This window comes from Mycobacterium sp. IDUB_17 (assembly GCF_055419465.1).
The window spans coordinates 334,153-358,555 of record NZ_JBVAXS010000006.1; the positions used below are offsets into that span (position 1 = coordinate 334,153).

24 protein-coding genes, 1 other RNA gene, 1 pseudogene and 1 other annotated feature are annotated in these 24,403 nt (G+C 66.9%); of the genes and pseudogenes, 13 read left to right on the top strand and 13 right to left on the bottom strand.

What is annotated here, in order from left to right; translation table 11 throughout:
- Window positions 1–6: 6 nt before the first annotated feature.
- On the bottom strand, window positions 7–1,398 hold the full coding sequence (locus ACZYZ7_RS24990) for a WS/DGAT/MGAT family O-acyltransferase (RefSeq protein WP_135455860.1): 1,392 nt from the start codon (window positions 1,396–1,398) through the stop codon (window positions 7–9).
- A gap of 155 nt (window positions 1,399–1,553) precedes the next feature.
- Between ACZYZ7_RS24990 and panB the strand changes: the two genes are divergently transcribed.
- Complete coding sequence (gene panB, locus ACZYZ7_RS24995; protein ID WP_463742053.1) at window positions 1,554–2,399, top strand: 3-methyl-2-oxobutanoate hydroxymethyltransferase; 846 nt, start codon at window positions 1,554–1,556, stop codon at window positions 2,397–2,399.
- A 10-nt stretch (window positions 2,400–2,409) separates the two neighbouring features.
- Here the strand turns inward: panB and ACZYZ7_RS25000 are convergent, their stop codons facing one another.
- A complete protein-coding gene (locus ACZYZ7_RS25000) occupies window positions 2,410–2,841 on the bottom strand; it encodes a MarR family winged helix-turn-helix transcriptional regulator (protein WP_276129800.1) in 432 nt (143 codons plus the stop codon).
- An 88-nt stretch (window positions 2,842–2,929) separates the two neighbouring features.
- Between ACZYZ7_RS25000 and ACZYZ7_RS25005 the strand changes: the two genes are divergently transcribed.
- On the top strand, window positions 2,930–3,823 hold the full coding sequence (locus tag ACZYZ7_RS25005) for an oxidoreductase (protein ID WP_463742054.1): 894 nt from the start codon (window positions 2,930–2,932) through the stop codon (window positions 3,821–3,823).
- Here the strand turns inward: ACZYZ7_RS25005 and ACZYZ7_RS25010 are convergent.
- Both ACZYZ7_RS25010 and ACZYZ7_RS25015 read right to left on the bottom strand, forming a co-directional pair.
- On the bottom strand, window positions 3,820–4,605 hold the full coding sequence (locus ACZYZ7_RS25010) for an enoyl-CoA hydratase/isomerase family protein (RefSeq protein ID WP_463742055.1): 786 nt from the start codon (window positions 4,603–4,605) through the stop codon (window positions 3,820–3,822). The genes ACZYZ7_RS25005 and ACZYZ7_RS25010 overlap by 4 nt on opposite strands.
- A 10-nt stretch (window positions 4,606–4,615) precedes the next feature.
- Complete coding sequence (locus tag ACZYZ7_RS25015; RefSeq protein ID WP_450070697.1) at window positions 4,616–5,314, bottom strand: TetR/AcrR family transcriptional regulator; 699 nt, start codon at window positions 5,312–5,314, stop codon at window positions 4,616–4,618.
- Between the two features lie 160 nt (window positions 5,315–5,474).
- Here ACZYZ7_RS25015 and ACZYZ7_RS25020 point away from each other — a divergent pair, with 160 nt between their 5' ends.
- Window positions 5,475–6,968: a CYTH and CHAD domain-containing protein gene (locus ACZYZ7_RS25020; RefSeq protein WP_463742056.1), complete on the top strand. Its 1,494-nt coding sequence runs from the start codon at window positions 5,475–5,477 to the stop codon at window positions 6,966–6,968.
- 600 nt (window positions 6,969–7,568) lie between these two features.
- Window positions 7,569–8,096 carry a hypothetical protein gene (locus ACZYZ7_RS25025; RefSeq protein WP_463742057.1) on the top strand — a complete coding sequence of 176 codons (528 nt, stop codon included), beginning with the start codon at window positions 7,569–7,571 and terminating at the stop codon, window positions 8,094–8,096.
- A gap of 201 nt (window positions 8,097–8,297) precedes the next feature.
- On the opposite strand, the gene ACZYZ7_RS25030 is transcribed toward ACZYZ7_RS25025, so the two are convergent.
- Together ACZYZ7_RS25030 and rnpB are read right to left on the bottom strand one after the other, a co-directional pair.
- Complete coding sequence (locus ACZYZ7_RS25030) at window positions 8,298–9,389, bottom strand: NAD(P)/FAD-dependent oxidoreductase (protein WP_135455875.1); 1,092 nt, start codon at window positions 9,387–9,389, stop codon at window positions 8,298–8,300.
- An 855-nt stretch (window positions 9,390–10,244) separates the two neighbouring features.
- An RNA gene (rnpB, locus tag ACZYZ7_RS25035) (RNase P RNA component class A) lies at window positions 10,245–10,630 on the bottom strand.
- A 29-nt stretch (window positions 10,631–10,659) separates the two neighbouring features.
- Between rnpB and ACZYZ7_RS25040 the strand changes: the two genes are divergently transcribed.
- Complete coding sequence (locus tag ACZYZ7_RS25040) at window positions 10,660–11,112, top strand: helix-turn-helix transcriptional regulator (protein WP_135455877.1); 453 nt, start codon at window positions 10,660–10,662, stop codon at window positions 11,110–11,112.
- A gap of 9 nt (window positions 11,113–11,121) precedes the next feature.
- Window positions 11,122–11,556: a VOC family protein gene (locus ACZYZ7_RS25045; protein ID WP_463742058.1), complete on the top strand. Its 435-nt coding sequence runs from the start codon at window positions 11,122–11,124 to the stop codon at window positions 11,554–11,556.
- A 31-nt stretch (window positions 11,557–11,587) separates the two neighbouring features.
- On the opposite strand, the gene ACZYZ7_RS25050 is transcribed toward ACZYZ7_RS25045, so the two are convergent.
- The gene (locus ACZYZ7_RS25050) at window positions 11,588–13,138 is read right to left on the bottom strand and encodes an FAD-dependent oxidoreductase (protein ID WP_463742059.1); all 1,551 of its coding nucleotides are present in this window, start codon (window positions 13,136–13,138) and stop codon (window positions 11,588–11,590) included.
- Window positions 13,139–13,186: 48 nt separating this feature from the next.
- Between ACZYZ7_RS25050 and ACZYZ7_RS25055 the strand changes: the two genes are divergently transcribed.
- On the top strand, window positions 13,187–13,768 hold the full coding sequence (locus tag ACZYZ7_RS25055) for a helix-turn-helix domain-containing protein (RefSeq protein WP_135455882.1): 582 nt from the start codon (window positions 13,187–13,189) through the stop codon (window positions 13,766–13,768).
- Between the two features lie 13 nt (window positions 13,769–13,781).
- Here the strand turns inward: ACZYZ7_RS25055 and ACZYZ7_RS25060 are convergent, their stop codons facing one another.
- Genes ACZYZ7_RS25060 through cobC form a run of 4 tightly spaced genes read right to left on the bottom strand, consistent with a single transcriptional unit; the run spans window position 13,782 to window position 17,830 of the window.
- On the bottom strand, window positions 13,782–14,888 hold the full coding sequence (locus ACZYZ7_RS25060; protein ID WP_463742060.1) for a bifunctional RNase H/acid phosphatase: 1,107 nt from the start codon (window positions 14,886–14,888) through the stop codon (window positions 13,782–13,784).
- Window positions 14,885–15,613: a zinc ribbon domain-containing protein gene (locus tag ACZYZ7_RS25065; protein ID WP_135455886.1), complete on the bottom strand. Its 729-nt coding sequence runs from the start codon at window positions 15,611–15,613 to the stop codon at window positions 14,885–14,887. The genes ACZYZ7_RS25060 and ACZYZ7_RS25065 overlap by 4 nt, the downstream gene beginning before the upstream one ends.
- 52 nt (window positions 15,614–15,665) lie before the next feature.
- A complete protein-coding gene (locus ACZYZ7_RS25070; protein WP_463742061.1) occupies window positions 15,666–16,799 on the bottom strand; it encodes a Nif3-like dinuclear metal center hexameric protein in 1,134 nt (377 codons plus the stop codon).
- On the bottom strand, window positions 16,796–17,830 hold the full coding sequence (gene cobC, locus ACZYZ7_RS25075) for an Rv2231c family pyridoxal phosphate-dependent protein CobC (RefSeq protein ID WP_463742062.1): 1,035 nt from the start codon (window positions 17,828–17,830) through the stop codon (window positions 16,796–16,798). Before cobC ends, ACZYZ7_RS25070 begins: the two co-directional genes overlap by 4 nt.
- A gap of 74 nt (window positions 17,831–17,904) precedes the next feature.
- Between cobC and ACZYZ7_RS25080 the strand changes: the two genes are divergently transcribed.
- Genes ACZYZ7_RS25080 through ACZYZ7_RS25090 form a run of 3 tightly spaced genes read left to right on the top strand, consistent with a single transcriptional unit; the run spans window position 17,905 to window position 19,914 of the window.
- On the top strand, window positions 17,905–18,582 hold the full coding sequence (locus ACZYZ7_RS25080) for an HAD-IA family hydrolase (protein ID WP_463742063.1): 678 nt from the start codon (window positions 17,905–17,907) through the stop codon (window positions 18,580–18,582).
- Window positions 18,575–19,084 carry a low molecular weight protein-tyrosine-phosphatase gene (locus tag ACZYZ7_RS25085; RefSeq protein WP_463742064.1) on the top strand — a complete coding sequence of 170 codons (510 nt, stop codon included), beginning with the start codon at window positions 18,575–18,577 and terminating at the stop codon, window positions 19,082–19,084. Before ACZYZ7_RS25080 ends, ACZYZ7_RS25085 begins: the two co-directional genes overlap by 8 nt.
- On the top strand, window positions 19,084–19,914 hold the full coding sequence (locus tag ACZYZ7_RS25090) for an SURF1 family cytochrome oxidase biogenesis protein (RefSeq protein ID WP_463742065.1): 831 nt from the start codon (window positions 19,084–19,086) through the stop codon (window positions 19,912–19,914). The genes ACZYZ7_RS25085 and ACZYZ7_RS25090 overlap by 1 nt, the downstream gene beginning before the upstream one ends.
- On the opposite strand, the gene ACZYZ7_RS25095 is transcribed toward ACZYZ7_RS25090, so the two are convergent.
- The gene (locus tag ACZYZ7_RS25095; protein ID WP_463742066.1) at window positions 19,868–20,839 is read right to left on the bottom strand and encodes a cobalamin biosynthesis protein; all 972 of its coding nucleotides are present in this window, start codon (window positions 20,837–20,839) and stop codon (window positions 19,868–19,870) included. The two genes, ACZYZ7_RS25090 and ACZYZ7_RS25095, sit on opposite strands and share 47 nt — an antisense overlap.
- 36 nt (window positions 20,840–20,875) lie before the next feature.
- Between ACZYZ7_RS25095 and ACZYZ7_RS25100 the strand changes: the two genes are divergently transcribed.
- The 3 genes from ACZYZ7_RS25100 (at window position 20,876) to ACZYZ7_RS25110 (ending at window position 22,677) form a co-directional block, all read left to right on the top strand.
- On the top strand, window positions 20,876–21,703 hold the full coding sequence (locus ACZYZ7_RS25100; RefSeq protein ID WP_463742067.1) for an oxygenase MpaB family protein: 828 nt from the start codon (window positions 20,876–20,878) through the stop codon (window positions 21,701–21,703).
- A 14-nt stretch (window positions 21,704–21,717) separates the two neighbouring features.
- Window positions 21,718–22,110 (top strand): VOC family protein, encoded by a 393-nt coding sequence (locus ACZYZ7_RS25105; RefSeq protein WP_463742068.1) that lies wholly within the window; start codon window positions 21,718–21,720, stop codon window positions 22,108–22,110.
- A 63-nt stretch (window positions 22,111–22,173) separates the two neighbouring features.
- Window positions 22,174–22,677, top strand: a complete 504-nt coding sequence (locus tag ACZYZ7_RS25110) for a hypothetical protein (protein WP_450070710.1) — start codon at window positions 22,174–22,176, stop codon at window positions 22,675–22,677.
- A gap of 285 nt (window positions 22,678–22,962) precedes the next feature.
- Here ACZYZ7_RS25110 and ACZYZ7_RS25115 read toward each other — a convergent pair.
- A pseudogene (locus ACZYZ7_RS25115) lies at window positions 22,963–24,216 on the bottom strand (IS3 family transposase).
- Window positions 23,807–23,935, bottom strand: a sequence feature (AL1L pseudoknot). (Overlaps the previous pseudogene by 129 nt.)
- Window positions 24,217–24,403: the final 187 nt, after the last annotated feature.

The following is a 24,403-nucleotide window of genomic DNA, read 5'->3' on the forward strand; positions in this document are numbered from 1 at the left end:
GGGGCGCTATCGGGTAGCGGCGAGCAGTTCGTCGAGCGCCACGTGGAAATCGTCGGCCATGTCCCACAGGTCAGGCAGTAATTCGGGGCAGGACATGATGCCGACGTCGAGCATCCCGGTCAGCGACATCACGGTGATGTTCAGCCCCGATCCGTGGAAGATCGGGCCCAGCGGGTACATGGCCTTGACCTTGCAGCCCAGGAGGTACAGCGGCTCCTGGGGCCCCGGCACGTTGGAGATGACGAGATTGTGGACGGGTTTGGCCCCGGACAGCCGGCTGGCCGCGTACACCCGCATCGCGGCGCCGAACACCGCCGGTGCCGCGAACTGCGTCCAGTCCTGAAGCAGCGTCGCACCGATCGCGAAACTGTGTTGCTTGGCAACCGAATTCGACGCGGCGATGGCCATCAGCCGCTGAGCTGGGTCGTCGATGTTGGTTTCGAGCTTGGAGAACATCCCCGACACCTGGTTACGGCCGGGCCGGTCGGAGCGATCGTGCACCGACACCGGCACCATCGCGACCAGAGAGTTCTCCGGTAGTTCGCCGCGGTCGTGCAGGAACGTGCGCAGGACGCCGGATACCAGCGCCATCACCACATCGTTGACCTTGACGTCGAAGTGGTTCTTGACGGTCTTGATGTCCTCGAGGTCCAACTGGGCGAATGCGACGCTGCGCTGGCCGGTGATGTTGGTGTTGAACGCGGTTTTGGGCGCATTGAACGGCGCCGCCATTGCCTGTCCGCTGAATGCCCGGCGCACCGTGTCGACGACCGTCGTCGCTGTGGTGGGCAGCATATTGGCCAGCTTGAGCGGGCGGGCCGCGAACTTGAGGGCACCGCTGATGGCGATCTCGGCTCCCGAGGCGCCGCCGACCCCGTCCACCGGATCGGGCGGCGGCGCGTCGGCCTCGGTGGTGCACAGCTGTGACATCAGGTTGGCCCCGGTGACGCCGTCGACCCCGGCGTGGTGGATCTTCGTCATCAATGCCAGGCGGCCGCCGTGATGCGCATCAGTGCCCGCGATGTTCTCGATGATCCACATCTCCCACAGCGGCCGGGTCCGGTCCAGCGGCAGCGAGGCGATGTGACCGCAGATCTCGGCCAGCTCGGTGCGCCCGCCGGGGGCGGGCAGCCCGATCCGGTGCAGATGCCGGTTGACGTCAAAGTCCTTGTCTTCCACCCACACCGGATGGTCGAGGTTGAACCGGCTGTCGGCCAGCTTCTCCCGGAAATGGGGCATCGCCTTGATACGCAATGAGAGTTCGTCGCGCATCCGGTCGAACGTGTAGCCGCCCGGCATGGTCGAAGTGTCCAGTTCGAGCACCGAGCACACGTGCATGGGCTGCGCGGCGGTTTCGAGATACAGGAAGCTGGCGTCGAGTCCGCTGAGCCGTTGCATGCGCTGATGTTAAGGCGCAGCGCGGAAACTGTGAGGAAATCCACTCGAACGTCGCTTTTGCCTTCAATCCCCGCAGTGGCAGACTGGCAGACGTCCGACGAACCCGGGGACCGCCAGGCGGCCTCGAGGATCGAACCGACCATCAAAGGACGACGATGTCTGAACAGTCTGTTTATGGTGCTTCCGATTCTGCCGAAGCCAAGCCGCGCACCAAGGTCCGCACGCTCACGCTGCAGAAATGGAAGTCCGAAGGCCACAAGTGGGCGATGCTCACCTGTTACGACTACTCCAGTGCGCGGGTATTCGACGAGGCCGAGATTCCGGTGCTGCTGGTCGGCGACTCGGCGGCAAACGTCGTGTACGGCTATGACACGACCGTGCCGATCTCCATCGACGAGCTGATCCCGTTGGCGCGCGCGGTCGTCAAGGGCGCCCCGCATGCCCTGGTTATCGCCGACATGCCGTTCGGCAGCTACGAGAGCAGCCCGACCCAGGCACTGGCCACTGCCACCCGCTTCATGAAGGAGACCGGCGCGCAGGCGATCAAGCTCGAGGGTGGTGAGCGGATGGCCGATCAAATCGCGACGCTGTCTGCCGCCGGCATCCCGGTGGTGGCGCACATCGGCTTCACCCCGCAGAGCGTCAACGGGCTGGGCGGATACCGCGTCCAGGGCCGCGGCGATGCCGCCGACCAGACGATCCACGACGCGATCGCCGTGCAGGAAGCCGGTGCGATCGCCGTGGTGCTGGAGATGGTGCCCGCCGAATTGGCCACTCAGATCACCGGCAAGCTGACGATCCCGACGGTCGGCATCGGTGCCGGGCCGAATTGCGATGCCCAGGTGCTGGTCTGGCAGGACATGGCCGGACTCACCAGCGGCAAGACCGCGAAGTTCGTCAAGCGCTTCGGTGACGTGGGCGGCGAACTGCACCGCGCGGCAGCGCAGTACGCCAACGACGTGGCGACCGGGGTGTTCCCGGCCGAAGAGCACAGCTACTGATTTCTCGGCTTCAGGCCAGCGCGTCACCGAGTTTGTTGAGTAACCGGGTCAGCGTTGCCTTGTCCTCACTGGTGAGGCCGGCGAACATCTCGTGTGCAGCGGCGATGTAGTCGGCCCGCCAGTGCCGGGCCTGCTCCTGCCCCTCGGCCGTCGTCGTCAATCGCACTGCCCGGCGGTCGTTTTCATCGGGTGCACGGACCACCAGCCCTTCGCGCACCAGAGCCTCGACGAGGGTTGATGCGGTGGCTTGGGTGACACCGACCGCCCTGGCCACCTCGGCTGAGCGGACCGGCTGCATCCGTTCGATCTCGGCGAGCAGCTTGGACCGCGGGGTCGACACACCACGGTCGCCGAGGCGCTCGTCGAATGCGCGGACAACGGATTTGGCAGCGCGCCCGAAAGCGTCGGCCAGTTCTGCCGCGCTCCGTTGCTCGTCGTTCACGACGGTTCTCCTCTGATTCGTTGACAGAGAATATCAGTGCTCATATAGTTTGATCTCATATAGTTAGAGATCTAACGAAAGGTCCGCCATGACCTACCCACAGACGTTCTCGCTGGGGTCGCTGGTCGTCCGACGCGTCGGATTCGGCGCGATGCAGTTGCCCGGGCCCGGGGTATTCGGCCCGCCGCGTGACCACGACCAGGCGGTCGCGGTGTTGCGCCGCGCCGTCGACCTCGGTGTCGACCACATCGATACCGCCCAGTTCTACGGGCCCGATGTCGCCAACGAACTCATCCGGGAGGCGCTGTACCCCTACCCGCAGAACCTGGCGCTTGTCACCAAGGTCGGTGGCAAGCGCGACGCCCAGGCCAACTGGCTCCCGGCGCAACAACCCGCCGAACTGCGGCACAGCATCGAAGAGAATCTGCGCACCCTCGGGGTCGACCAGCTTGCCGTGGTCAACCTGCGGCTCTTCGGGGCCGACATCGGAGGTCCCGCCGAGGTCGACCACGAGCTGTTCGAGCAGCAACTGGACACCCTGATCACGGCCCGCGACGAAGGCCTCATCGCCGGCATCGGGCTGAGCAGCGCCTCACGCGAGCACGTGGAGATCGCGCTGGAGCGCACCGAGATCGCCTGCGTGCAGAATGCCTACAACCTCGCCGACCGCACCTCGCAGCCCGTGCTCGACCTGTGCGTCGAACGCGACATCGCCTTCGTCCCGTTCTTTCCGCTGGGTTCGGCGTTCGCCGCGGACAATCCGGTCCTGGGCCATCCGACGATCCGGCGGGTGGCCACCGAACTGGGACGTACGCCGGCGCAGATCGCGTTGGCGTGGACGTTGAATGTCGCGCCGAACGTGCTGCTGATTCCCGGGACGTCCTCGATTGCCCACCTGGAGGAGAACCTGGCCGTCGCAGATGTCGAGCTGCCCGGTGATCTCACCATCGAACCGGCTGCCGCCGGCCCGGCGGCGGGCTAGGCGAAGTCGGGCTTGCGCTTGGCCAGGAACGCGTCGACACCTTCGCGGCCGTCGGCCGAGTTGGCCCGCTCCGCGATGAACCGGGCTTCGGCGGCCATCTGCTCTTCGAGGCTGTTCTTGAACGAGGACACCAGCAGGGATTTGACCGCGCCGTTGGATCCGCCGGAACCCGCCGCCACCTGGTCGGCCAGTTTCGTGGCCCGGTCAGCCAGGTCGTCGCCGCCGACGACCTCGGTGACCAGTCCCCACTCCTGCGCCTCGGCGGCCGAGAGCGTGCGGTTGGTCAGGATGAGCTCCTGGGCCCGGCGCAGGCCGACCAGTCGCGGCAGGTGGTAGGACGCGCTGCCGTCGGGGCTCAGCCCCACCTTGGTGTAGGCCATGGTGAAGGTCGCGGACTCGGCGGCCAGCACCAGGTCGCCGGTCACCGCGAGGCTGAATCCTGCGCCGGCCGCGGTGCCGTTGACCGCGGTGATCAGCACGGCATTCATCCGGGCGAACGACGAGATGGCCTGGTGCAGGTCGTCGGCGACGCCCTTGATGAAGCGGCCACGGTCGGGCGCGGTGGCAAAGGATTTCAGGTCGCCGCCCGCGCAGAAGAACCGGCCCGCACCGGTCAGCACCACGGCCTTGGTCGCCGGCGTGTCGCAGCGCCGGGCGGCGTCGGCCAGTTCGCGAGTCATGGTGTCGTTCATGCCATTCGCGGCGTCCGGCCGGTTCAGCGTGATGCGCGCGACGGCGCCGGACTGCTCGAACGAGATGGCTTCATAGGTGGGCTCGGTCACGGCCCGAACTCTAGCGGGCCGGGGTCTGCGGCGGTCGCACGCCCAGCCGGGCTGCGGTGGCCCGCACCAGCGGGCCCAACTCGCCGCCGAACCCGAGGATCCGCAGCGCCCCCTCCCCGATCGCCCAGGGCTGAGCCGGCGTGCTCTCGACGTCGTCGGAACGGCTGTTGACCACCGATTCCACCAGTCGAAACGGCAGGTCTGCGGCATCGGGCGGCCCTGCGCATTCGGTGATCACCGCCTCCGACAGCCTGCGGTACACCTCGCGCAGCTCGGCGCGCCGGCGCCGGAACGGCTCGAACCGGTCGGTGCGCAGCTCGGGAAGCAGATACAAGGCGCCCAGATTCCACCGGCCGGCACACAGCTGGTGTGCATCGCCCACCGCGAGCGTGTGCAGATGCTGTGCCGCCGGCCCCGTGCTGTCGAGTAGCTCGGCGCCCAGTTCCAGGGCCTCGTCGACGGTGCCGGCCAGGAGCGCGTCCAGAATGTCGTCCTTGGTGGCGAAATGGTGATACAGCGAGGCCTGCCGTACCCCCACTTCGTCGGCGATGCGCCGGGTCGAGGTGCTGGCGTAACCGTGGGTGGTGAACAGCTCGGCGGCGGCATCGAGGATCTGTTCACGGGCGGTCGTGCCCGGTCGGCGGGGCCGCTCCAGCCGTGGGCGTCCACGCCCGGCAGCGGCGTTCGCCGGTGTCGTCTCAGCCGCCATGTCAGCAACAGTAGGAGACCCCGACGGACACGGCCGACAGCGCGGTGGGCGGTGGGGCAAGTCTTGATACTGCTGTGACCAGACACCGGTCGTGGCACCCACCCGGATATGGCACGCTGGTGCCATCCCGATCCGCCTCCGGTGCACAGCGAAGGTGACTATGGCCCCCGGCAAATCCAAGACCGCGAGGTACACCGAGATCGAGCGGAAGTTCGCGGTCACCGAGAACACCGTCTCGCCGTCATTCGAGGGGCTGTCGGCCGTCGCCGAGGTAGCCCGAGCGGAAATCCAGCACCTGGATGCGGTGTATTTCGACACTCCGAATCGTGACCTCGCGGCGCACCGCATCACGTTGCGGCGCCGCACCGGCGGCCCTGATGCGGGCTGGCACCTGAAGCTTCCGGCCGGAGTCGACACCCGCACCGAGGTCCGTACGCCGCTGGGCACAGCTACTGACACCGTGCCCGAGGATCTGCGAGACATCGTGCTCGCCATCGTGCGGGACCGTCCGCTGGCCCCGGTGGCCCGGATCAGCACCCAGCGGAGCGTGGAGGTGCTGCACGGCGCCGACGGCGTCGCCCTGGCCGAGTTCTGCGATGACCGCGTGACCGCGTCGGCCATCGGAGGCGAAGAACAGCGCTGGCGGGAATGGGAGCTCGAGTTGCTCACCGCCGATGTGCCCGACGACCTGATGGATCGTCTGACGAACCGTCTGGCGGATGCCGGCGCGAAGCCGGCCGGGCATGGTTCGAAGCTGGCGAAGGTGCTCGGCACCGATCTGCTACCGCCACCGACTCCCCCGGCCGATCCGGTGCACCGGGCCATCGCCGAGCAGATCGAGGCGTTGCTGGTCTGGGACCGCGCGGTACGCGCGGACGCCTACGACTCGGTGCATCAGATGCGGGTGACTACCCGCAAGATCCGCAGTCTGCTGCAGGAGTCGAAGGATTCCTTCGGGCTCGACGACGACGGCTGGGTACTCGACGAGCTGCGGACGCTGGCCGCGGTACTGGGCACGGCACGTGATGCCGAGGTCCTGGCCGAGCGCTATCAGCGCGCGCTCGACGAGATGCCTGCCGAACTGATCCGCGGTCCGGTGCGCCAGCGGCTGGTCGAGGGCGCCAACCGCCGCTACACCGCCGGCTGGCGGCGATCCTTGTTGGCGATGTGCTCGCAGCGTTACTTCCGGCTGCTGGACGCGCTCGAGGAGATGGTCAGCGCCGAACAGCCCGAATCCGGGGACGCGTCAAAGCCTTCGGTGACCATCGACTCGGCATACAAGCGGGTTCGCAAGGCCGCGAAGACCGCTGCCGCGGCCGACAGCGATGCCGAGGCCAGCGCCGAGGAGAAGGACGAGGCGCTACACCGAATTCGCAAGGGCGCCAAGCGGCTTCGTTATACCGCGGCGGCGACCGGAGCGGAGAAGGTCTCTGAGCGCGCCAAGAATATCCAGACGTTGCTTGGCGATCATCAGGACAGTGTGGTGAGCAAGGCTCATCTGAGCACCCAGGCCGACGCTGCGCATGCTGCGGGCGAGGACACCTTCACCTACGGGCTGCTGTATCAACAGGAGGACGACCTGGCCCAGCACAGCCGGGCGTTGCTGCAGGATGCACTCAAGAAGCTGGACAAGGCGGTTCGCAAAGCCCATTGAGGCCCGTTTGCTGGGCTGGGGCGAACGAGTTGGCCTGTAAGCCGGATAATGCCCCTCAGCATTTCCGCAGGTCATACCGACTTGGTGTCGTTGATGGCAAATAGTGGCTGGTGGGCCGAATATGCGGGTAGCAGGCAATTTTCCGGCCCTACTCAAGCTGCCACCAGTGGGCGCAGAGTGCTACCGTGCGTAGCACCTGCGTAGCGGAGCTGCCGCAATCAACCACCGATGGCAGTCGCTCAAGGCATACCGCAGATGGCCTAAAACAGTTGCACTGCAGTGAATTTAACTGGCGAGGCGGCATCAGCCTAAGCCTGCGGCTTCCATCAATCCGCACGATTGACTGCGACATCGGCAAGGAGATTCCCCGCTCGCCAACGTCGACCCAGAACGCCGCACCTGTTGCACAGGACTGGGAGGCGGTCATGCCGCGACATACACGGCATGTAGTCGCCTCGGCCTTAACCTCAAAGTACGTTCGGCACCCATGCGGGATACGTATCAAGACACCTCATCCATCCAGCCCCCCACCAAGTCTTCGACGAGCACCACGGCTACCACGATGACCCTCAGGGCGGCAACACCGGTGACTCTCGTGTGTTGTTCGAGATCGACGCTTATCTCGGTGCTGGGCGGCGCCTGTACGAGGCAATCTCGAAGGTGATGTGGAAGCACTACCACCCGTGCGGGAGGGGTCGTTGGGACTCAATGCGCTCAGCCGCTAAGGCTATTGGGTCAGGCAACTCGAAGGTGCCGGCGCAGGTTGGCGATCTGGTGGTGGATAGCTGGAACGCTCACGGCGTCAAGCTCGCGAACTATCGAAACTTTGTCGCGCATACCGGTGCTCTGTCAGAGGGCGAGACGTGCTGGTTGCGTCGCTACGATCGACGTTGGGGCGCGTCGGTGATGCTGCTCGAAAGCCCCGAGAACAAGAAGCGGGTGCCGTTGAGACCCGACGTGGGAACAGATGCACTCGCGTACTGCTACGACGTTGCTGTCCACCTGGTAAAGCTGTGTGAGCAGGTGGCTGCAGCGGATGTCGTCGCTGGCTTTCTTGCGCACCCACCGGGCTACGACGGCCGCCCGGCGTCGCCCCGCTGGGAGGCGGCGCGGGATACCTATCGTTGATTTCCAGTTCGGGTCCATCTGCGTGCCCAGCGCCCCGAGAACGCTCGGCGGCGGACCTGAAGCTCAAACTCGCTGGACAAATGACCACCGCCCTGCGGACTGCTGGCTAGCTCCAGGCGGGCGTGCTGTCTCGTTTCTAGAGATTCGAGAGCAATCACATCCTGTCTCACCGTGCGCTTCTTCCCGAAGCGCTTTGCTCTGTTAGGCGAATCGCGTCATTCGACATCTGGCAAATTGCTCGACTTCTGATGTGCTGTCGGCAAGTTCGTGTGCTACGAGGCGTCCGACGGTCGCAGCAAGGGTTATCCCCGGGTGCACAACAGCCACATACAGTCCAGGTATCCCAGGAACGGGACCAATGACCGGCTCATCGTCCGCAGGCATCGGACGCCAGCCGACTGCGGCACCAAGAATGTCGACACTCGCCGATACCTCGAAGGTTCGAAGGATTTCCTCTCGAGCTTTTTCTGCGGTGTCAGTCAGGTCGCCCTGAGTCGTCTGCCCGCAGTAATCCAGAGGTACTAAGAGGGTGCCGTCAGACAGCTGGCGAACTTCGATGCTGTCGTTGGCGACTATATGACGTACGAGCCCCGGTCGGGTACGGAGACGCACCATCACTGCCGGGCTTCCATAGACCGGCAGATGCACTCCCACCGAGGCGCATAGCTGCGCCGAGTCGGTCCCCGCCGCAACTACAGTGTGGGTTGCGTTCAGGGTCTGGGTGGGAGTTCGGGCTCCGACTACTACGTCATTCGTACGCAGTAGACGCACCGCGGGTTGTCCGACAATGACCTTCGCGCCGTGTTGTCGTGCTGCTTCAACCAGGCTTTCGGCCAGCATGACGGGTTCTACTGATCCGTCATGACTGCCAAAGCGAACGCTATCTGGCGCCGAGATCAGTTGGGGCTCAACGTGTAGAGGATTGCGTAGGGGTGCGTCGCCGCTACAGGCAAAGTAGTCGCCCCAGGTAAGCGCGCCACACCAATTAATCGAGATCGTGGGTATCTCGCGTTCCAACCGCAGAAAATCATCCCGCGCCAGCCGTCGCAGTTCCGCTGACGGGCCAGAATCGATGGAGCGGCCTATCCAGCCGAACGAGTGCTGCGTGGCACCCATGCCAGGCAACCCCTGGTCTATCAAGGTTACGGCGAGGCCCCTGCTGGCAGCGTGATACGCAATCGATGCGCCTGTAACTCCAGCTCCGACAACAAGTACAGACCGATCGAACTGGTTTGTGGGTGCGTTACCCACAGCGAAGTCTTCATCCCGTGTCGCAGTAACAACTAACCCCATTCACTTGGCGCTCACCCGTACGCTCTCCTACCCGCCGAGGAAGCGCAAGCCAATTTCAGTGGCAGATGTCGGTGTCTATCGTCGGGACGTACACGTAAGTGAATAAGAGAGAAGGCACATCTCGTTCAAGTTTGCCGCCTGTCTCTTTTCTAGAGAAACGAGGCACCATCTCGTGCATCGCGACTTCCTTGGATCGCCCAGGTCGCGGTGTCTCATTTCTCGTCTCACTCCGCGCGTGGGCCTGAATCGCGCGTTGTCGGACGGCAGTGAGACAGTTCCTTGGAGGGATTACAGCTGCGACTTAAGGCTGGCGGCTGCTCGGTCCCGAACCAAAGCTCCTACGTCGAAGACACCCAAGGTCTCTCAACATGCTCGGCTGAGCTGTCCCGGTGGACCTGTCGCTTACGCCACGCCTCCGCGTAGTCACGGAACGTGACCTGGCCCTTAGCGGGGTCAACGTACGCGCCGGTATGCAAGTGGGAACCAAGCTCCCTCACACGTCTGTCTGTGTCGGCGCGCTTCTCGTATGACTCGGTGAGTTCCTTGCCGTCCGGGCCGACCCATCGGACACGCCACCGCCTGCCTGTGCCGTACAGCTTGTTACACACCTGCGTGCTGGTCTGGCTGAAGTACGTCTTGTCCATGCACCAGACCGGGCCGTCTGCGTTGTCGGCGGGGGTAAGAACACCTGCTCACCCTTACGGGGTGCTCGGTGCCACTGGTCCTCTACGCCTGCCCCTACGGAACGGCGTTTCACAACCGGTGCGCTCATGACCGGGTCGCACGCCGCTCTGCGTAGTCTCTGCGTAGCGGCGGGGCACAGTCGGCATATATTGGCAGGTAAATCGGTGTAGGCGAACGAGTTGGCCTGTAAGCCGGATTCTGTCCCTTACCCCGGAGGGTAGGGCGGCGACCATCCATCTGGACACACCGTTGCCGGGTGCCTCAAGCGGCCTACCCGCAGGCTCGGGCGAGCAGCCCTCGGGCGCCTGCGCGACCGCAACCAGGTTGCGGCCTTCTTGGCCTTGCTTCGGGTGGGGTTTGCCTAGCCACCCCGGTCACCCGGGGTGCTGGTGCGCTCTTACCGCACCGTTTCACCCTTACCATTTCTGGCGGTCTGTTTTCTGTGGCACTTTCCCGCGAGTCACCTCGGATTGCCGTTAGCAATCACCCTGCTCTGTGAAGTCCGGACTTTCCTCGACCCCCGGTTTCCCAGGTGCCGCGGCCGCCCGGCCAACTCGTTCGCGCTGATCACCGTACCCTCAATCTCATGTCTCAGGTGCCACCGGCACGATATTTGCTTCGCGCGAAGGACCTGGCGGATGCCCGGTACGCGGATCCGATCACCGTCGACGACCTCGCCGCGGCCGCCGGTTTGTCCCGCGCGCACTTCAGCCGGATGTTCACCCGCACCTTCGGTGAGTCCCCGCGCGCCTACCTGCAGAGCCGGCGCCTGGAGCGGGCCGCGGCGCTGCTGCGCAACACCGACCGTTCGGTCGCCGACATCTGTGTGATGGTGGGCCTGCACAGCGTCGGCTCGTTCACCACGAACTTCGCACGGGTGTACGGCAAGCCTCCGGCGGCTTACCGTGCCAGCCTGCCGCCGGCCATGCTGCGCGCCCCGGTGCCCAGTTGCATCCTGGCGCGCGACACCCGGCGCCCCCATCCCAGTCGAGCCAAGACAGCACAAACGGAGAAGACGGCGGGGCCGGACCGCACGTAGCGTCGGGTCATGATGAAAATCGCATACACGCATCTGTGGGTCCACGATCAGGAAGTCGCGCTGAAGTTCTGGACCGAGAAGGTCGGAATGGAAGTGCGCGAAGATGTTTCGTTCCCGGAAGAGATTGGCGACTTCCGGTGGGTCACGGTCGGTCCGCCCGGGCAGGACGATGTCGGCATCGTGCTGATGGCGGTCCCCGGCGAGCCGGTGATGGACGAGCAGACGCGGAAGCAAGTCCAGGACCTGACCGCAAAGGGCTTCGCCGGCACGGTGTTTCTGACCACCGAGGACTGCCAGAAGAGCTATGAGGAGCTGACGGCGCGCGGTGTCGAGTTCACCGAGCCGCCCAACCAGATGCCCTACGGCATCGACTCCGGCTTCCGTGACCCGTCGGGTAACAGCATCCGGCTGACCCAGCGCACGGACATCCCCGCCACCGCTTAGCCATTGGCCTTGCGGCGGCGGGGGCCGCCCGTCAACGCCGCCGCAGCACCATCACGTTGTCGATCAGGGTGCCGTGCTGCCCGTCCGGGCCGGTTGCCTCTCGCTCATCGGTACCCACCCGGACTCGTTCCCATTGCGCCTCATCGAGGTTCAGCGAGTCGACCACAGAGTCGGCACTGGGAAACGCGAACCTGCGGACATGCTCGGGAGCCCAGGGCGGCGCGGCCCCGTGATCGACGATGACCAGCAGACCGCCGGGGGCCACGGCACCGGCGGCCCGACGCAGCAGGCCGGCGCGGTCCATCGCGATCGGCGACTGGAGGAACTGGGCCGAGACCAGGTCGAAGCGGCCGTCCGGGAGGCTCTCGGACAGGTCGTGGCGTTCGAACGTGATGCGGTCCGCCACGCCCCGCTCCCGCGCCTCGGCGGCAGCGCGGGCGAGCGCGGTGTCGGAGACGTCCACGCCCGTGACCTGCCAGCCCTTCTCGGCCAGCCACACGGAGTCACCGCCCTCGCCGCAGCCGAGATCCAGCGCCCGCCCGACGGGCAGATCCGCGGCGATCTTGGCCAGTTGGGCGTTGACCCGTCCACTCCAGATACGGCCGCGCTGCCCGTAATGCCGTTCCCAGTACTGGGCGGTGACGGCCGTCTGAGCGGGCCACGGCGGCAGCGGGAGCCCGACGTCTTCGCCGAGCAGGTACTGCACGACAGCGGCACCGGCCTGGCTGCCCGACGCCACCGCCGCGGCCACCTGGGGCGTCTGGGCACTCAGGTCACCTGCGGCGAACAGCCCGGGCACCGACGTGCGGGCGAACGGGTCGACGACGAGGGCGTCGGCGGCGAAGGGCCCGGGCGCCGAGACGGCGCCGAGTTGCGCTGCCAGCGGTGAGCGTTGATGCAGTGTGGCGGCGACGAGTGCGCCGCGCCTGGCCAGTCGGGTGCCGTCGGCGAATTCGACGGCCGCCAGTGCGCCGTCCTGTGCGACGAATCGGGCGATCGGGCGCTCGTCGACGCCGATTCCGGCCGCGTCCAACTGCTTGACCTGGTCGTCATCCAGCCCGCTGTCGCCGTCGGTGAGCACCACCAGATCCTCGGTCCAACCGCGCAGCATCAGTGCCGAGTGCAGGGCGCGATCCCCCTGCGCGACGACCGCGAGCGGTGCGTCACGCAGCTCCCAGCCATGGCAGAACGGGCAGTGGAAAACTGAAGCACCCCAAAGCTCTTCGAGTCCGGCGATGTTCGGTGTCCGGTATTCCATGCCGGTGGCCAGCAGCACCGTCCTGGCCTGCTCGTGGGTTCCGTCGGCCAGCTCGAGTGCGAATCCCGGCTCCCCGCCCACGACTGCGCCGGTGCGGACCTCCACCGTGGGGTAGACGGCCAGCTCGGCGCGGCCCGCCGCATAGAGTTCGGCGGGCGGGCGGCCGTCGCTGCCCAGCAGGCCGCCGATTCCGTGTGCGGCCAGGTTGCTCTGATTCCCCGCGTCGACGAGTAGTACCCGGCGCCGGGCCCGGCCCAGTACCAGCGCCGCACTCAGGCCGGCTGCCCCGCCTCCGACGATGACGCAATCCCAGATGTTGTTCATGCCGTCGAGCTTGCCCAATCACATGGCAAAGTGCCAAGCTGTTTTGCCATGGAGGCAAACGCCGCCGACCCCGCCGACATCGACGCCCTGGTCCGGACCCGGCTACGCGAGTTACGCGCCCAACGTGGACTCACCCTGGAGGACGTCGCGCGCCGCGCACAGATCGACGTCTCGACATTGAGCCGGCTGGAATCGGGCAAGCGCCGACTGGCGCTCGACCACCTTCCCCGATTGGCCGCCGCGCTGTCGGTGACCACCGACGAGCTACTGCGCGCGCCGCAGGCCGAGGACCCTCGGGTCACGGGCAGCTCACACACCCACCACGACATCACGTACTGGCCGTTGACCCGGCAGGGCCCGGCAGCGGGGTTGCACGCCTACAAGATCCGGATCAGCCCCAAGCGCCGCAAGCCTCCCGCCGAATTTCCCGTCCACGAGGGACGCGACTGGATGTACGTGCTGTCCGGGCAACTGCGGCTGATCCTGGGCGAACAGGACTTCATCGTCAATCCCGGTGAGGCCGTGGAGTTCTCGACGTGGACACCGCACTGGTTCGGGGTGGTCGACGGCCCGGTCGAGGCGATCACCATCTTCGGCCCGCACGGCGAGCAGTTACACCTGCACGCCTGACTGATAGGCAGGCCTACAGGTAGGCGGTCTGGTTGACCAACCGCACCGAAGATCCGCCGTCGGCGTAGAACTCGGCGATCGACAGCGACGCCAGGTCCAGATGCAACCGGTACAGGATCCCCTCGCCGGCATCGAGCGCCAGTCGCAAGATCGTCTTGATCGGCGTCACGTGGGAGACGACCAGAACCGTTGCCGCGCCGTAGTCTGCGATGATCCGGTTGCGCGCCCGGCGGACCCGGTGGGCCACCGCATCGAAGCTCTCGCCACCGGGCGGTTCGACGCTGGTGTCACCCAGCCAGCGCCGGTGCAGTTCCGGATCCCGTTGCGCGGCTTCAGCGAACGTCAACCCTTCCCACTCACCGAAGTCCGTCTCGATCAGGTCGTCATCGACGCGGACGTCGACGCCGAGCACCTTGGCCGCGGCCGTCGCGGTCTCGTATGCCCGCTCCAGCGGCGAGGTGACCACCGCGGCAATGCTGCCGCGGGTGCCGAGATACCGCGCGGCGGCATCGGCCTGTCTGCGACCCTCCTCGGTCAGCGCCGGGTTGCCGCGGCCCGAATAGCGCCGGGCGATGGACAATTCGGTCTGGCCGTGGCGCAACAGCAGCAGCCGGGTGGGCGCACCGGTGGCTCCGGTCCACCCGGGTGCCGACAGCGCGGCCTTCTCGGCCTGAGCCGGTGCTTTGGCCGGTCCGGCAGGCGCCGCACTGACGATGCCCGCGGCGGCGTCCATGGCCTCGTTGGCCAGCCGGTCGGCATGGCTGTTGCGGGCCCGCGGAATCCAGGTGTAGCTGATCCGCTCGAATCCCGCGGCCAGTTCGGCGGCCCGGCGTTGCAGCGGAATCAGATCGGGATGTTTGACCTTCCAGCGCCCCGACATCTGTTCGATGACGAGCTTGGAGTCCATCGAGACCGCCACCTCGGTGGCGCCCAACTCGGTGGCTGCCTCCAGTCCGGCGACCAGGCCCCGGTATTCGGCGACGTTGTTGGTGGCCCGACCGATCGCTTCCTTGCGCTCGGCCAGCTCTGCGGAGTGCTCGGCATCGAACACGACCGCGCCGTAGCCCGCCGGCCCGGGGTTGCCCCGCGAACCGCCGTCGGCTTCGACGAGAACCTTCACTGCTTGATCCGCAGGAGGATTGCCCCGCATTCCGGGCAGCGCAGCACGTCATCCTCGGCGGCCGCGGCGATCCGGGCACTCTCGCCGCGGTCGATCTCGATCCGGCAGGCACCGCAGCGCCGGCCCTGAAGCAGCCCGGCCCCGGCGCCGCCACGGGCCCGCTGACGTTCGTAGAGGTCGACGAGTTCGGGATCGATGATGCTCACCAACCCGTCACGGCGGGTCGTCGCCTGATGCTTGGCCTGGTCGATCTCCACCAGCGCGGCATCGCGGGCCTGCTGCGCCGACGACAACGCGGTCTGCAGATCGTCGATGCGTTGCAGCGCCTCGGCCTGCTGATTCGACAGTTCCTCGCGGCGTTCCATGAGCTCCAGCAGCGAGTCCTCCAGGTTGGATTGCCTGCGCTGCAACGTTTCCAGTTCGTGCTGGATCTCGGCGACCTGTTTGGCGCCCACCGTGCCACCATCGATCAGCCCACGGTCGCGGTCCTCACGCTGACGTACCGAGTCGATCTCGCTCTCGAGCTTGGTCACCTGGGCTTCCAGGTCTTCCAGTGCGATGCCGAGGACGCCCACCCCGTCGCTGGCCCCAGCGTGCTCGGCCTGCGCCTCGTCCACCTTCTGCTGCTCAGCCAGGTTCTTGGCGCGGTGTGCGAGGCGCCCGAGTTCGGCATCGACCTCGGTCAGCGCGAGAAGCGAACGTTGTTGTTTTACTTCGGCTTTCATGCCCTGACTTTCATGTAGCTGTGGTTTCCTGCGTTCATTGCGTTCGCTGCGATCAGCACTCGACGTTCCACGGGTCGGTGCGCACCGACGACACCCGCACCTGCAGCGCATCGCCGAACTGTCCGCGCAGCACCCCGGCCGCCTGGGCGCACCAAGGGAACTCGGTGGCCCAGTGCGCCACGTCGATGAGCGCCACCGGTGAGGCCCGGCGGTGCTCGTCGGCCGGGTGGTGGCGTAGATCCGATGTGACATAGGCCTGTACACCGGCCCGGGCCACGGTGCCCAGCAGTGAATCTCCCGCTCCCCCGCACACCGCGACCCGCGACACCATCGCGTCGGGATCGCCCGAGGTCCGCACCCCCCATGAAGTTGCCGGCAGCGCGGCCCGAACCCGGGATGCGAAGGCCGACAACGGGATCGGTCGGTCCAGCTCGCCGATCCGACCGATTCCCACGTCACCGGGGATCGGCGCCAGCGCGATGATGTCGAAGGCAGGCTCCTCGTAGGGATGTGCGGCGCGCAGAGCGGAGAGGATGGTCGCGCGCAGCCGCGAGGGGGCGATCACCTCCACCCGGTCCTCGGCCACCTGCTCGACGGTGCCCACCTCGCCGATCGCGGGGGCGGCGCCGTCGTGCGGCAGGAACTGTCCGGTTCCGGCCACACTCCAACTGCAGTGCGAATAGTCGCCGATGCGTCCGGCGCCGGCGTCGAACAACGCCTCCCGCACTGTCGCAGCATCCGCGGCCGGCACGAACACCACCCATTTGTCCAGGTCGGGTCCCGGCGCCGCCGGCGACAGAACCGCGTCGACGGTCAAGCCCAACGCCGCCGCCAGCGCATCGGATACCCCGGGCGAGGCCGCATCGGCGTTGGTGTGCGCGGTGAACAAGGCCCGTCCGGTGCGGATCAGCCGGTGGATAAGCGCGCCCTTGGCGGTGTCGGCGGCGACGGTGTCCACGCCGCGCAGCAGCAGCGGGTGGTGGGCCAGCAGCAGACCGCGCTCGGGCACCTCGTCGATCACGGCCTCGGTCGCGTCGACCGCGATCGTCACCGATTCGACCGGTTCGTCAGGATCGCCGCACACCAGGCCTACCGAGTCCCAGTCGTGGGCCAGGTGCGGCGGGTACGCCGCGTCCAGTGCGGCGATCACGTCCGCCAACGGCACCCCGGCCGGTTGCGTGCTCATTGCAGCACCTCCGTCATGGCGTCGATGAGTGCGGGCCATTCCGGCCGCACCGCGGCACGCAGGTAATTTTCCGGCAGGCCCACGAAAGTATCGCAACGGCGGACCGCAATGCTTTTGCTTTCCAGATGTTTTCGCATCAGCTCCGCGTCAGGCACCGTGAACAGCACAAATGGCGCATCTCCGGCCACCACGCCCAGCCCCGCCTCAGCGAGCCCGGCGACCATCGCGACCCGGAGTTCAGCGAGCCGACGGGCTCCGGCATCGGCCTCGGCCACCGCTTCGGGACCGTTGGCCGCGGCGATGGCCTCCAGTTGCAACGTGCCCAGCGGCCAGTGCGGGCGCGGCGCTGTCAGCCGGGCCAGCACCTCGGGCGCACCGAGGGCGTATCCGACCCGCAGCCCGGCCAGCGCCCAGGTCTTGGTCAGGCTGCGCAGTACGAGCACGTCGGGCAGTGATTCACCGGCCAGCGATTCGGCCTCACCGGGGATGCCGTCGGCGAACGCCTCGTCGACGACGATCAGCCGGCCGGGCCGGCGCAACGCCAGGACGTCCTTACGGCGGTGCAGCACCCCGGTGGGATTGGTCGGGTTGCCGACCACCACCAGGTCCGCCTCGTCCGGCACGTCCGCTCCCGCCAAGGTAAATGGGTACGGCAACACGGCGTGGTGGATCGGTACGTCCGCCTCGGCCAGCACGGCCTCGGGTTCGGTGAACGACGGTGCGACCAGGGCCGCCAGCCGCGGCCGCAATCCGGCCAGCAGGGCGAATCCCTCCGCTCCGCCAGCCAGCAGGGCCACCTCGTCCGCAGCGCGGCCGTGGCGCGCGGCGACGGTTTCGACGGCCCGACGCTGATCGGCCTGGCTCGGATAGCTGCCCAGGTCCGGCAGCCGGGACGCCAGCCGGTCGGTCAACCAGGGCGGCGGACCGCCGGGCCGCACGTTGACCGCGAAGTCCAACATGCCCGGCAATGCGGCCTGGTCGCCGTGGTAGCGGGCGCCGGCACGGGCCCCTACACGGTTTCGACTCGGCACAGCACGACCCTAGTGGTCGGGGTGCTCAGCTGGGCATCCGGAGGACTGCCGGCGGCATACGGGAGAATGGGCACGTGACTGACACGCTGGAACTCACCCGACCGCAGCTGGTGCTGTTCGACCTCGACGGCACCCTGACCGATTCGGCGGCCGGGATCGTGTCGAGTTTTCGCCACGCGTTGGCCCACGTGGGTGCCGGCGTCCCCGACGGTGACCTGGCCGGACGCATCGTCGGCCCGCCCATGCACGAGACGTTGCAGTCCCTGAGTCTGGGCGAGACGCGCTTCGATGCCGACGCCGCGATCGCGGCGTACCGAGCCGATTACACGAGCCGCGGCTGGGCGATGAACAGCCTGTTCGACGGCATCGAGGCATTGCTCGCCGACCTGCGGGCCGCCGAGGTGCGGCTGGCCGTCGCGACCTCCAAGGCGGAACCCACCGCGCGACGCATCCTGGAGCATTTCGGCCTGGACGGCTATTTCGAGGTGATCGCCGGGGCCAGCCCCGACGGCGTCCGGGCCGCCAAGGCCGACGTGGTCGCCTATGCGCTGGCGCAACTGCAACCCCTGCCAGAGCGCGTGCTGATGGTCGGTGACCGGATGCACGACGTCGAAGGCGCGGCCGAGCACGGCATCAACACCGTGGTGGTCGGCTGGGGCTACGGCGCCACCGATTTCACGGAGACCACCGCGGTGACCGCGCATGCCCACGTCGACACCGTGACGCCGCTTCGGGAGGTGCTCGGTGTCTGACTTTTCCACTGAGCCGGTTCTGCACGTCACGTTCGTGTGCTCGGGCAACATCTGCCGGTCCCCGATGGCCGAGAAGATGTTCGCCCACCAGATCAGCGAGCGCGGCCTGGCCGACGTGATCCGGGTGAGCAGCGGTGGCACCGGCGGCTGGCATGCCGGTGACGGCGCCGACGCGCGTGCCTGCCTGGTGTTGCGCGAGCGCGGCTATCCGAGCGACCACATTGCCGCCCAGGTCTCCGACGACCATCTCGGCGCCGACCTGGTCGTCGCGCTGGGCCGCAATCACCTGCGCATCCTGACCGATCTGGGTGTGACGGGCGACCGGTTGCGGATGCTGCGGTCGTTCGACCCCCGCTCGGGCGCGCACGCCCTCGACGTCGAGGATCCGTATTACGGCGGCAAGACCGATTTCGAGGACGTGTTCACCGTGATCGAGGCGTCCTTGCCCGGGCTGCACGCGTGGGTCGACCAGACGCTTGCCGGTCGGGGAATCGTGGCCTGATGAAGCGGCTGACATTCCTGTTCCGGCCCCAGTGGGTGGCGCTGTTCATCGTGGTGGCCGCATTCGCCTACCTGTGTTTCACCGTGCTGGCGCCGTGGCAGTTGGGCAAGAACACCAAGACGTCGCGGGAGAACAACCAGATCAGCCATTCGCTGCAGGCCGATCCGGTTCCGGTCACCACCGTTCTGCCGCACCAGGATTCGGTCGCACCCGACGCCCAGTGGCAACGCGTCACGGCCACCGGTCACTACCTGCCCAAAGCGGAGGTGCTGGTCCGGCTGAGGGTGGTCGACGGTGAGCCCGCCTTCGAGGTGCTCACCCCGTTCGCCGTTGACGGCGGGCCGGTGGTGCTGGTCGATCGCGGCTTCATCACTCCCAAGGACGGGAACAAGGTGCCCGAGTTCGCGGGCGCACCGACCGGTCAGGTGACGATCACCGCGCGCTTGCGTGATGCCGAAGCCAGTCTTCCGGGTAAGGAGCCGTTCCGCGGCGAGGACGGCGCGCAGCAGGTGTATTCGATCAACCCCGAGCAGATCGCCTCGCTCACCGGCGTCCCACTGACCGGGTCGTACCTGCAGTTGGTGGCCAACCAGCCCGGCGGGCTCGGGGAAATCTCCCTCCCGCACCTCGACGCCGGACCGTTCCTCTCCTACGGCATCCAGTGGATCGCGTTCGGGATCGTCGCCCCGCTCGGACTGGGCTACTTCATCTACGCCGAGTTGCAGCAGCGGCGGCGCGAACGCGCGGCCGCGCAGGTCGCCGCGGACGAGCCGGCCCGAGAGCTCACGAACGAGGAGAAGATCGCCGACCGCTACGGAAAGCGCCGCTGACCGCCAGCAGCACCGCGACCGCCGCTGACGCGGCCTGGACCGCGCGCGACAGTCGGACCGCGCGGGCCACATCGGCTTCCTCTGGGATGCGCCCGTCGCCCAGGGTGGGCCGGATCTCCAGCTGATGCGCGTACTGCGTCGGGCCGCCCAGACGCACCCCGAGCGCGCCGGCGAATGACGCCTCGGCCACCCCGGCGTTGGGGCTGGGATGCCGCGATGCGTCGCGCCGCCAGGCGCGCAGCGCCGCGGCCGGTGACCCGCCCACCACCGGTGCACACAGCACCGCCAGCACGCCCGTCAGCCGCGCCGGCACGTAGTTCAGCACGTCGTCGAATCTGGCTGCAGCCCAACCGAAGTAGTTGTACCGCGGCGAGCGGTGCCCGATCATGGCGTCCAGCGTGTTGGCTCCCCGGTACACCAGCACGCCGGGCACCCCGGCGATCGCCGCCCAGAACAGCGGCGCCACCTGGGCGTCAGAGGTGTTCTCAGCCAGCGATTCCACGGTGGCCCGGGTCAGGCCCGACGCGTCCAGCGCGGCGGGATCCCGCCCGCACAGGGAGGGCAGCAGCCGGCGGGCACCAGCCAGGTCGTCGCCGGCGAGCAGCGTCGCCATCTGGTGCCCGACCCGGTTGAGCGAGGTGCCGCCGAGGGCGACGTAGGTGGCTGCCGCGGTCACGAACACCCGGTCACCGCGTCCCACGGCCCAACCCAGTCCGGCCAGCCCGCCGAGCAACAGCCCGGTGTGCAGGACGCCTGCCCCGCGGTTGTCGGCGTAGGTCAGCTTTTCCAACCTCGCTGCGCCAGTACCGAACCCGGCCACCGGGTGGCCGCGACGCGGATCCCCGAGCAGCAGGTCGGCCAGGAATCCGACAGCGATGCCGGCGGCCCGACTGTGCCAATCCCGTCGGCTTCTGCGCGCAAACACCTCGGCAGCGTCTCACAAGGTGATCTACTCGAATTCATGAGGCTGGGTTCGCCACGACGCCCGCGACGGGTCACCGATCTGCTCAACCCGGCGGCGGCGCTGTTGCCCGCGGCCAACGTGATCATGCAGTTGTCCGCCCCGGGTGTCGGCTACGGCGTTCTGGAGAGTCCGGTGGACAGTGGCAACGTCTACAAGCACCCGTTCAAACGGGCCCGCACCACCGGCACCTACCTGGCCACCGCCACCATCGGCACCGACGCCGACCGCGCGCTGCTGCGCACCCAGATCGACCGGGTGCACGCGTTGGTTCGCTCACGCCGCTCAAGCCCGGTGTCCTACAACGCTTTCGACCCCCGGTTGCAGCTGTGGGTGGCGGCCTGCCTGTACCGCTACTACATCGACATGCACGAGTTCCTCTACGGTCCGCTCGACGAGGAATCGGCCGACGCGATCTATGCCGACGCCCGCACACTGGGCACCACTCTGCAGGTGCGCGACGAGATGTGGCCCGAGGACCGGAACGCCTTCGATGCGTATTGGAAGCAGTCACTGCAGGACCTGCGGATCGACCCGCCGGTGCGTGAGCATCTGCATGGGGTGGCAGCGATGGCGTTCCTGCCCGCCCCGCTGCGGCTGCTGGCCGGGCGGTTCAACCTGTTCGCCACCACCGGCTTCCTGCCCGCGGAGTTCCGCAGTCATATGCGCATGAGCTGGACGGCCGACCAGCAGCGGCGTTTCGAGTGGTTGTTGACCGGCCTGCGGGCCGCCGATCGCGTGATCCCGCACGAGGTGTGGTTGTTGGGTTACCAGCTCTATCTGTGGGACATGCGGATCCGCGACCGCTTCGGCAAACGGGTGGTCTGATCGAGGAGGCGAAGATGACGTTCCCAGCGCTCGCTCATGTGGCGGTCACCGTCCGCGATCTGGCGGTCAGCGGGCCGTGGTACCGCACACTGTTCGGCGCCGATCCGGTGCTCGACGAGGACACCGACGCCGACTTCCACCACCTGGTGTGGCTGCTGGACAACGGCACCCTGTTCGGCATCCATCAACACCGGAATCCCGCCCCCGATGAACGTTTCAGCGAATTCCGGGTCGGGCTGGACCACGTCGGCTTCGGCTGCGCGTCGCGTTCGGAACTGCAGAGCTGGGTGGACCGGCTCGACGGGCTGGGCATCGCCCACGGCGGGATCGTCGACGCACCATACGGGTCGGGGCTCAGTTTCCGCGATCCCGACGGCATCGCCCTGGAGTTCTTCGCCGGGGCCTGAATTCGGGTGGTACGTCAGGGTATCGCTCAGTCGCGCGGATATGATCCGACGCGGAGGTCCCCTTTGAAAGACGCCATTGTCCTGGTTGCCGTTTCGCTGGCAATCGGATTCGCGCTCGGCGGCCTCAGGTCATCCGGCCCACCGGTCGCGGCCCCCGAGCTTCCGGCCCCGCCGCTGCCTCGACCGGGCGTCTACACCGTCACCGAGACCTCGGGCCACCCGGCGCCGGAACCCTATGACTGGACCCTGTCTGGTTGCGGACCACAATGCCTGCGGGTGCACTCACCCGCCCCGGAGGGCGCCTGGCAGCTGGACCTGGCATGGGACTCCGCCGCCGATCGACATAAGGGCGCGTGGGTCGGTGAGCGCGTCAACCCCGGCATGCAGTGCCGGCCCGGCAGCCCCCAGCTGAAGACCGGCCCGGTTCCGTTCAAATACGTCATCAGGGCCGACCTCACGGGATTCGTGAACATGAAGTTCTCCCGGGAGAGCCCGTCGTGCTGGGGCGATACCGCCATGCGCGGCCAGGAACTCGCGCTGAAACGCGCGAAGGCGGTGTGGTCCTAGGACCGGCCGTTGGTGCGCCGTCATGTATCGGCATGCCTAATGTGTAGTGCGTCTGATGTGTACCGATGATTCGCGAAGTGCAGTCAGCATCCAACGCTGCGAATGAGGTCGGCCAGGTCGGCGCGCCCCTTCAGCCCCACCTTGTTGCACGCACTGTAGATATAGCCCTCAACGGTCCGTATGGACAGCGACACCTCTGCGGCGATGTCGCGGAACAAAACATTCCCCGGGGCCGTCCTTCGAGCACGACTTCAACCACTGAATCGCCCCGGCATGTCCGGAGACTTATGGATTTGAGAACTCGGCGATCTGCTGAGTTCGGTGGTGACGGTAGTACAACGCCTCGCACTCGGCCGGTGGCATGTCCCCGCAGTACTCGTAGAGCCGGCGGTGGTTGAACCAGTCCACCCATTCCAAGGTGGCCACTTCGACCTGGTCAACGGTGCGCCACGGCCCGAACGGCTTGATCAACTCGGTCTTGTACAGACCGTTGATCGTCTCAGCCAGGGCATTGTCATAGGAGTTACCAGTGGCCCCGATTGAGGGGTCGATGCCGGCCTCAAGCAGTCGGTCGGTGAACGCGATCGACGTGTATTGACTGCCGCGGTCGTTGTGATGGATCAGGCCGGTCAGGTCCTCGATGCCGTCACGTCCGCGGGTCCAGATCGCGTGCTCGATGGCATCGAGCACCAGTTGCGAAGTCATCGTCGTTGCGCTGCGCCACCCCACGATCCGCCGGGCGTAAGCGTCGATCACGAACGCCACATACACCCACCCTGACCATGTCGACACATTAGGTGAAGTCCGCTACCCACAACATATTTGGTGCATTTGGGCGGAAGTGGCGGCCTACCAGATCGTCAGGCCGATCGGCTTGCGGATCGGCCACTGTGGTGCGCTTGACTTTCCCACGGCGCGCCCCGCACAGTCCGAGTTCACCCATCAGTCGCTCCACCGTGCAGCGGGCCACCTCGATGCCCTCGCGGCGGCATTGCAGCCACACCTTGCGTGCACCGTAGACGGAGTAGTTCTGTCGGTGCACACGGGTGATCTCGGTTTTGAGTTCCTCATCGCGCACCTGGCGTTTGGACGGATTCTGGCGCCGAACGCAGGCGTCGTAGTAGGTGGACGGCGCGATCTTGCAACCATGCGCGGATAGCACACGGCAGATCGGCTCGACGCCGTACTGCTCTTTGTGGGTGTCGATGTAGTCGAGGATCACCGATTGCGGCGGTCGAGCTCCGCCGCGAAGAAAGTCGAAGCAGATTTCAGAATATCGTTGGCCCGCTTGAGTTCTCGGTTCTCTGCCCGCAACCGCCTAAGCTCCTCGGCCATATCGCTGGTCACTCCGGGGCGGCTGCCGGCATCGATCTGATCCCGGCGTACCCAGGTCAACAGTGTCTGCGGGGTGCCGATCCCCAGCTTGGTCGCCACCGACTCGATCGCCGCCCACTCCGACGCATACTGATCCCGAACCTCGGCAACCATCCGCACCGCCCGCTCACGCAGCTCAGCCGGATACTTCCTCGAACCTGCCATAACCCCATCCTTCACAAGAGATGAAGTCTCCGGACTCACCGGGGCGGTTCACTCGGCAGGATAGGGGCGGGGCATGACTGTCAGCCTTTCGTACAGGCTGCCAGTTAGTCACCGAATCTGGAACCCAAACGGTAGGTCAGGTCAAGATGTCACCTATTCGTGCAGCAGACCCACCAAGCAATGGCGA

Excerpts from the sequence above, each read along its gene's own strand:
- ACZYZ7_RS25100 (WP_463742067.1), top strand. The coding sequence starts at position 20,876 with ATGAGGCTGGGTTCGCCACGACGCCCGCGACGGGTCACCGATCTGCTC.
- ACZYZ7_RS25070 (WP_463742061.1), bottom strand. The coding sequence starts at position 16,799 with ATGAGCACGCAACCGGCCGGGGTGCCGTTGGCGGACGTGATCGCCGCA.
- ACZYZ7_RS25015 (WP_450070697.1), bottom strand. The coding sequence starts at position 5,314 with ATGGCGGCTGAGACGACACCGGCGAACGCCGCTGCCGGGCGTGGACGC.
- ACZYZ7_RS25020 (WP_463742056.1), top strand. The coding sequence starts at position 5,475 with ATGGCCCCCGGCAAATCCAAGACCGCGAGGTACACCGAGATCGAGCGG.
- ACZYZ7_RS25040 (WP_135455877.1), top strand. The coding sequence starts at position 10,660 with ATGTCTCAGGTGCCACCGGCACGATATTTGCTTCGCGCGAAGGACCTG.
- ACZYZ7_RS25005 (WP_463742054.1), top strand. The coding sequence starts at position 2,930 with ATGACCTACCCACAGACGTTCTCGCTGGGGTCGCTGGTCGTCCGACGC.
- ACZYZ7_RS25030 (WP_135455875.1), bottom strand. The coding sequence starts at position 9,389 with ATGGGGTTAGTTGTTACTGCGACACGGGATGAAGACTTCGCTGTGGGT.
- ACZYZ7_RS25055 (WP_135455882.1), top strand. The coding sequence starts at position 13,187 with ATGGAGGCAAACGCCGCCGACCCCGCCGACATCGACGCCCTGGTCCGG.
- panB (WP_463742053.1), top strand. The coding sequence starts at position 1,554 with ATGTCTGAACAGTCTGTTTATGGTGCTTCCGATTCTGCCGAAGCCAAG.
- ACZYZ7_RS25105 (WP_463742068.1), top strand. The coding sequence starts at position 21,718 with ATGACGTTCCCAGCGCTCGCTCATGTGGCGGTCACCGTCCGCGATCTG.
- ACZYZ7_RS24990 (WP_135455860.1), bottom strand. The coding sequence starts at position 1,398 with ATGCAACGGCTCAGCGGACTCGACGCCAGCTTCCTGTATCTCGAAACC.
- ACZYZ7_RS25090 (WP_463742065.1), top strand. The coding sequence starts at position 19,084 with ATGAAGCGGCTGACATTCCTGTTCCGGCCCCAGTGGGTGGCGCTGTTC.
- ACZYZ7_RS25065 (WP_135455886.1), bottom strand. The coding sequence starts at position 15,613 with ATGAAAGCCGAAGTAAAACAACAACGTTCGCTTCTCGCGCTGACCGAG.
- ACZYZ7_RS25050 (WP_463742059.1), bottom strand. The coding sequence starts at position 13,138 with ATGAACAACATCTGGGATTGCGTCATCGTCGGAGGCGGGGCAGCCGGC.
- ACZYZ7_RS25045 (WP_463742058.1), top strand. The coding sequence starts at position 11,122 with ATGATGAAAATCGCATACACGCATCTGTGGGTCCACGATCAGGAAGTC.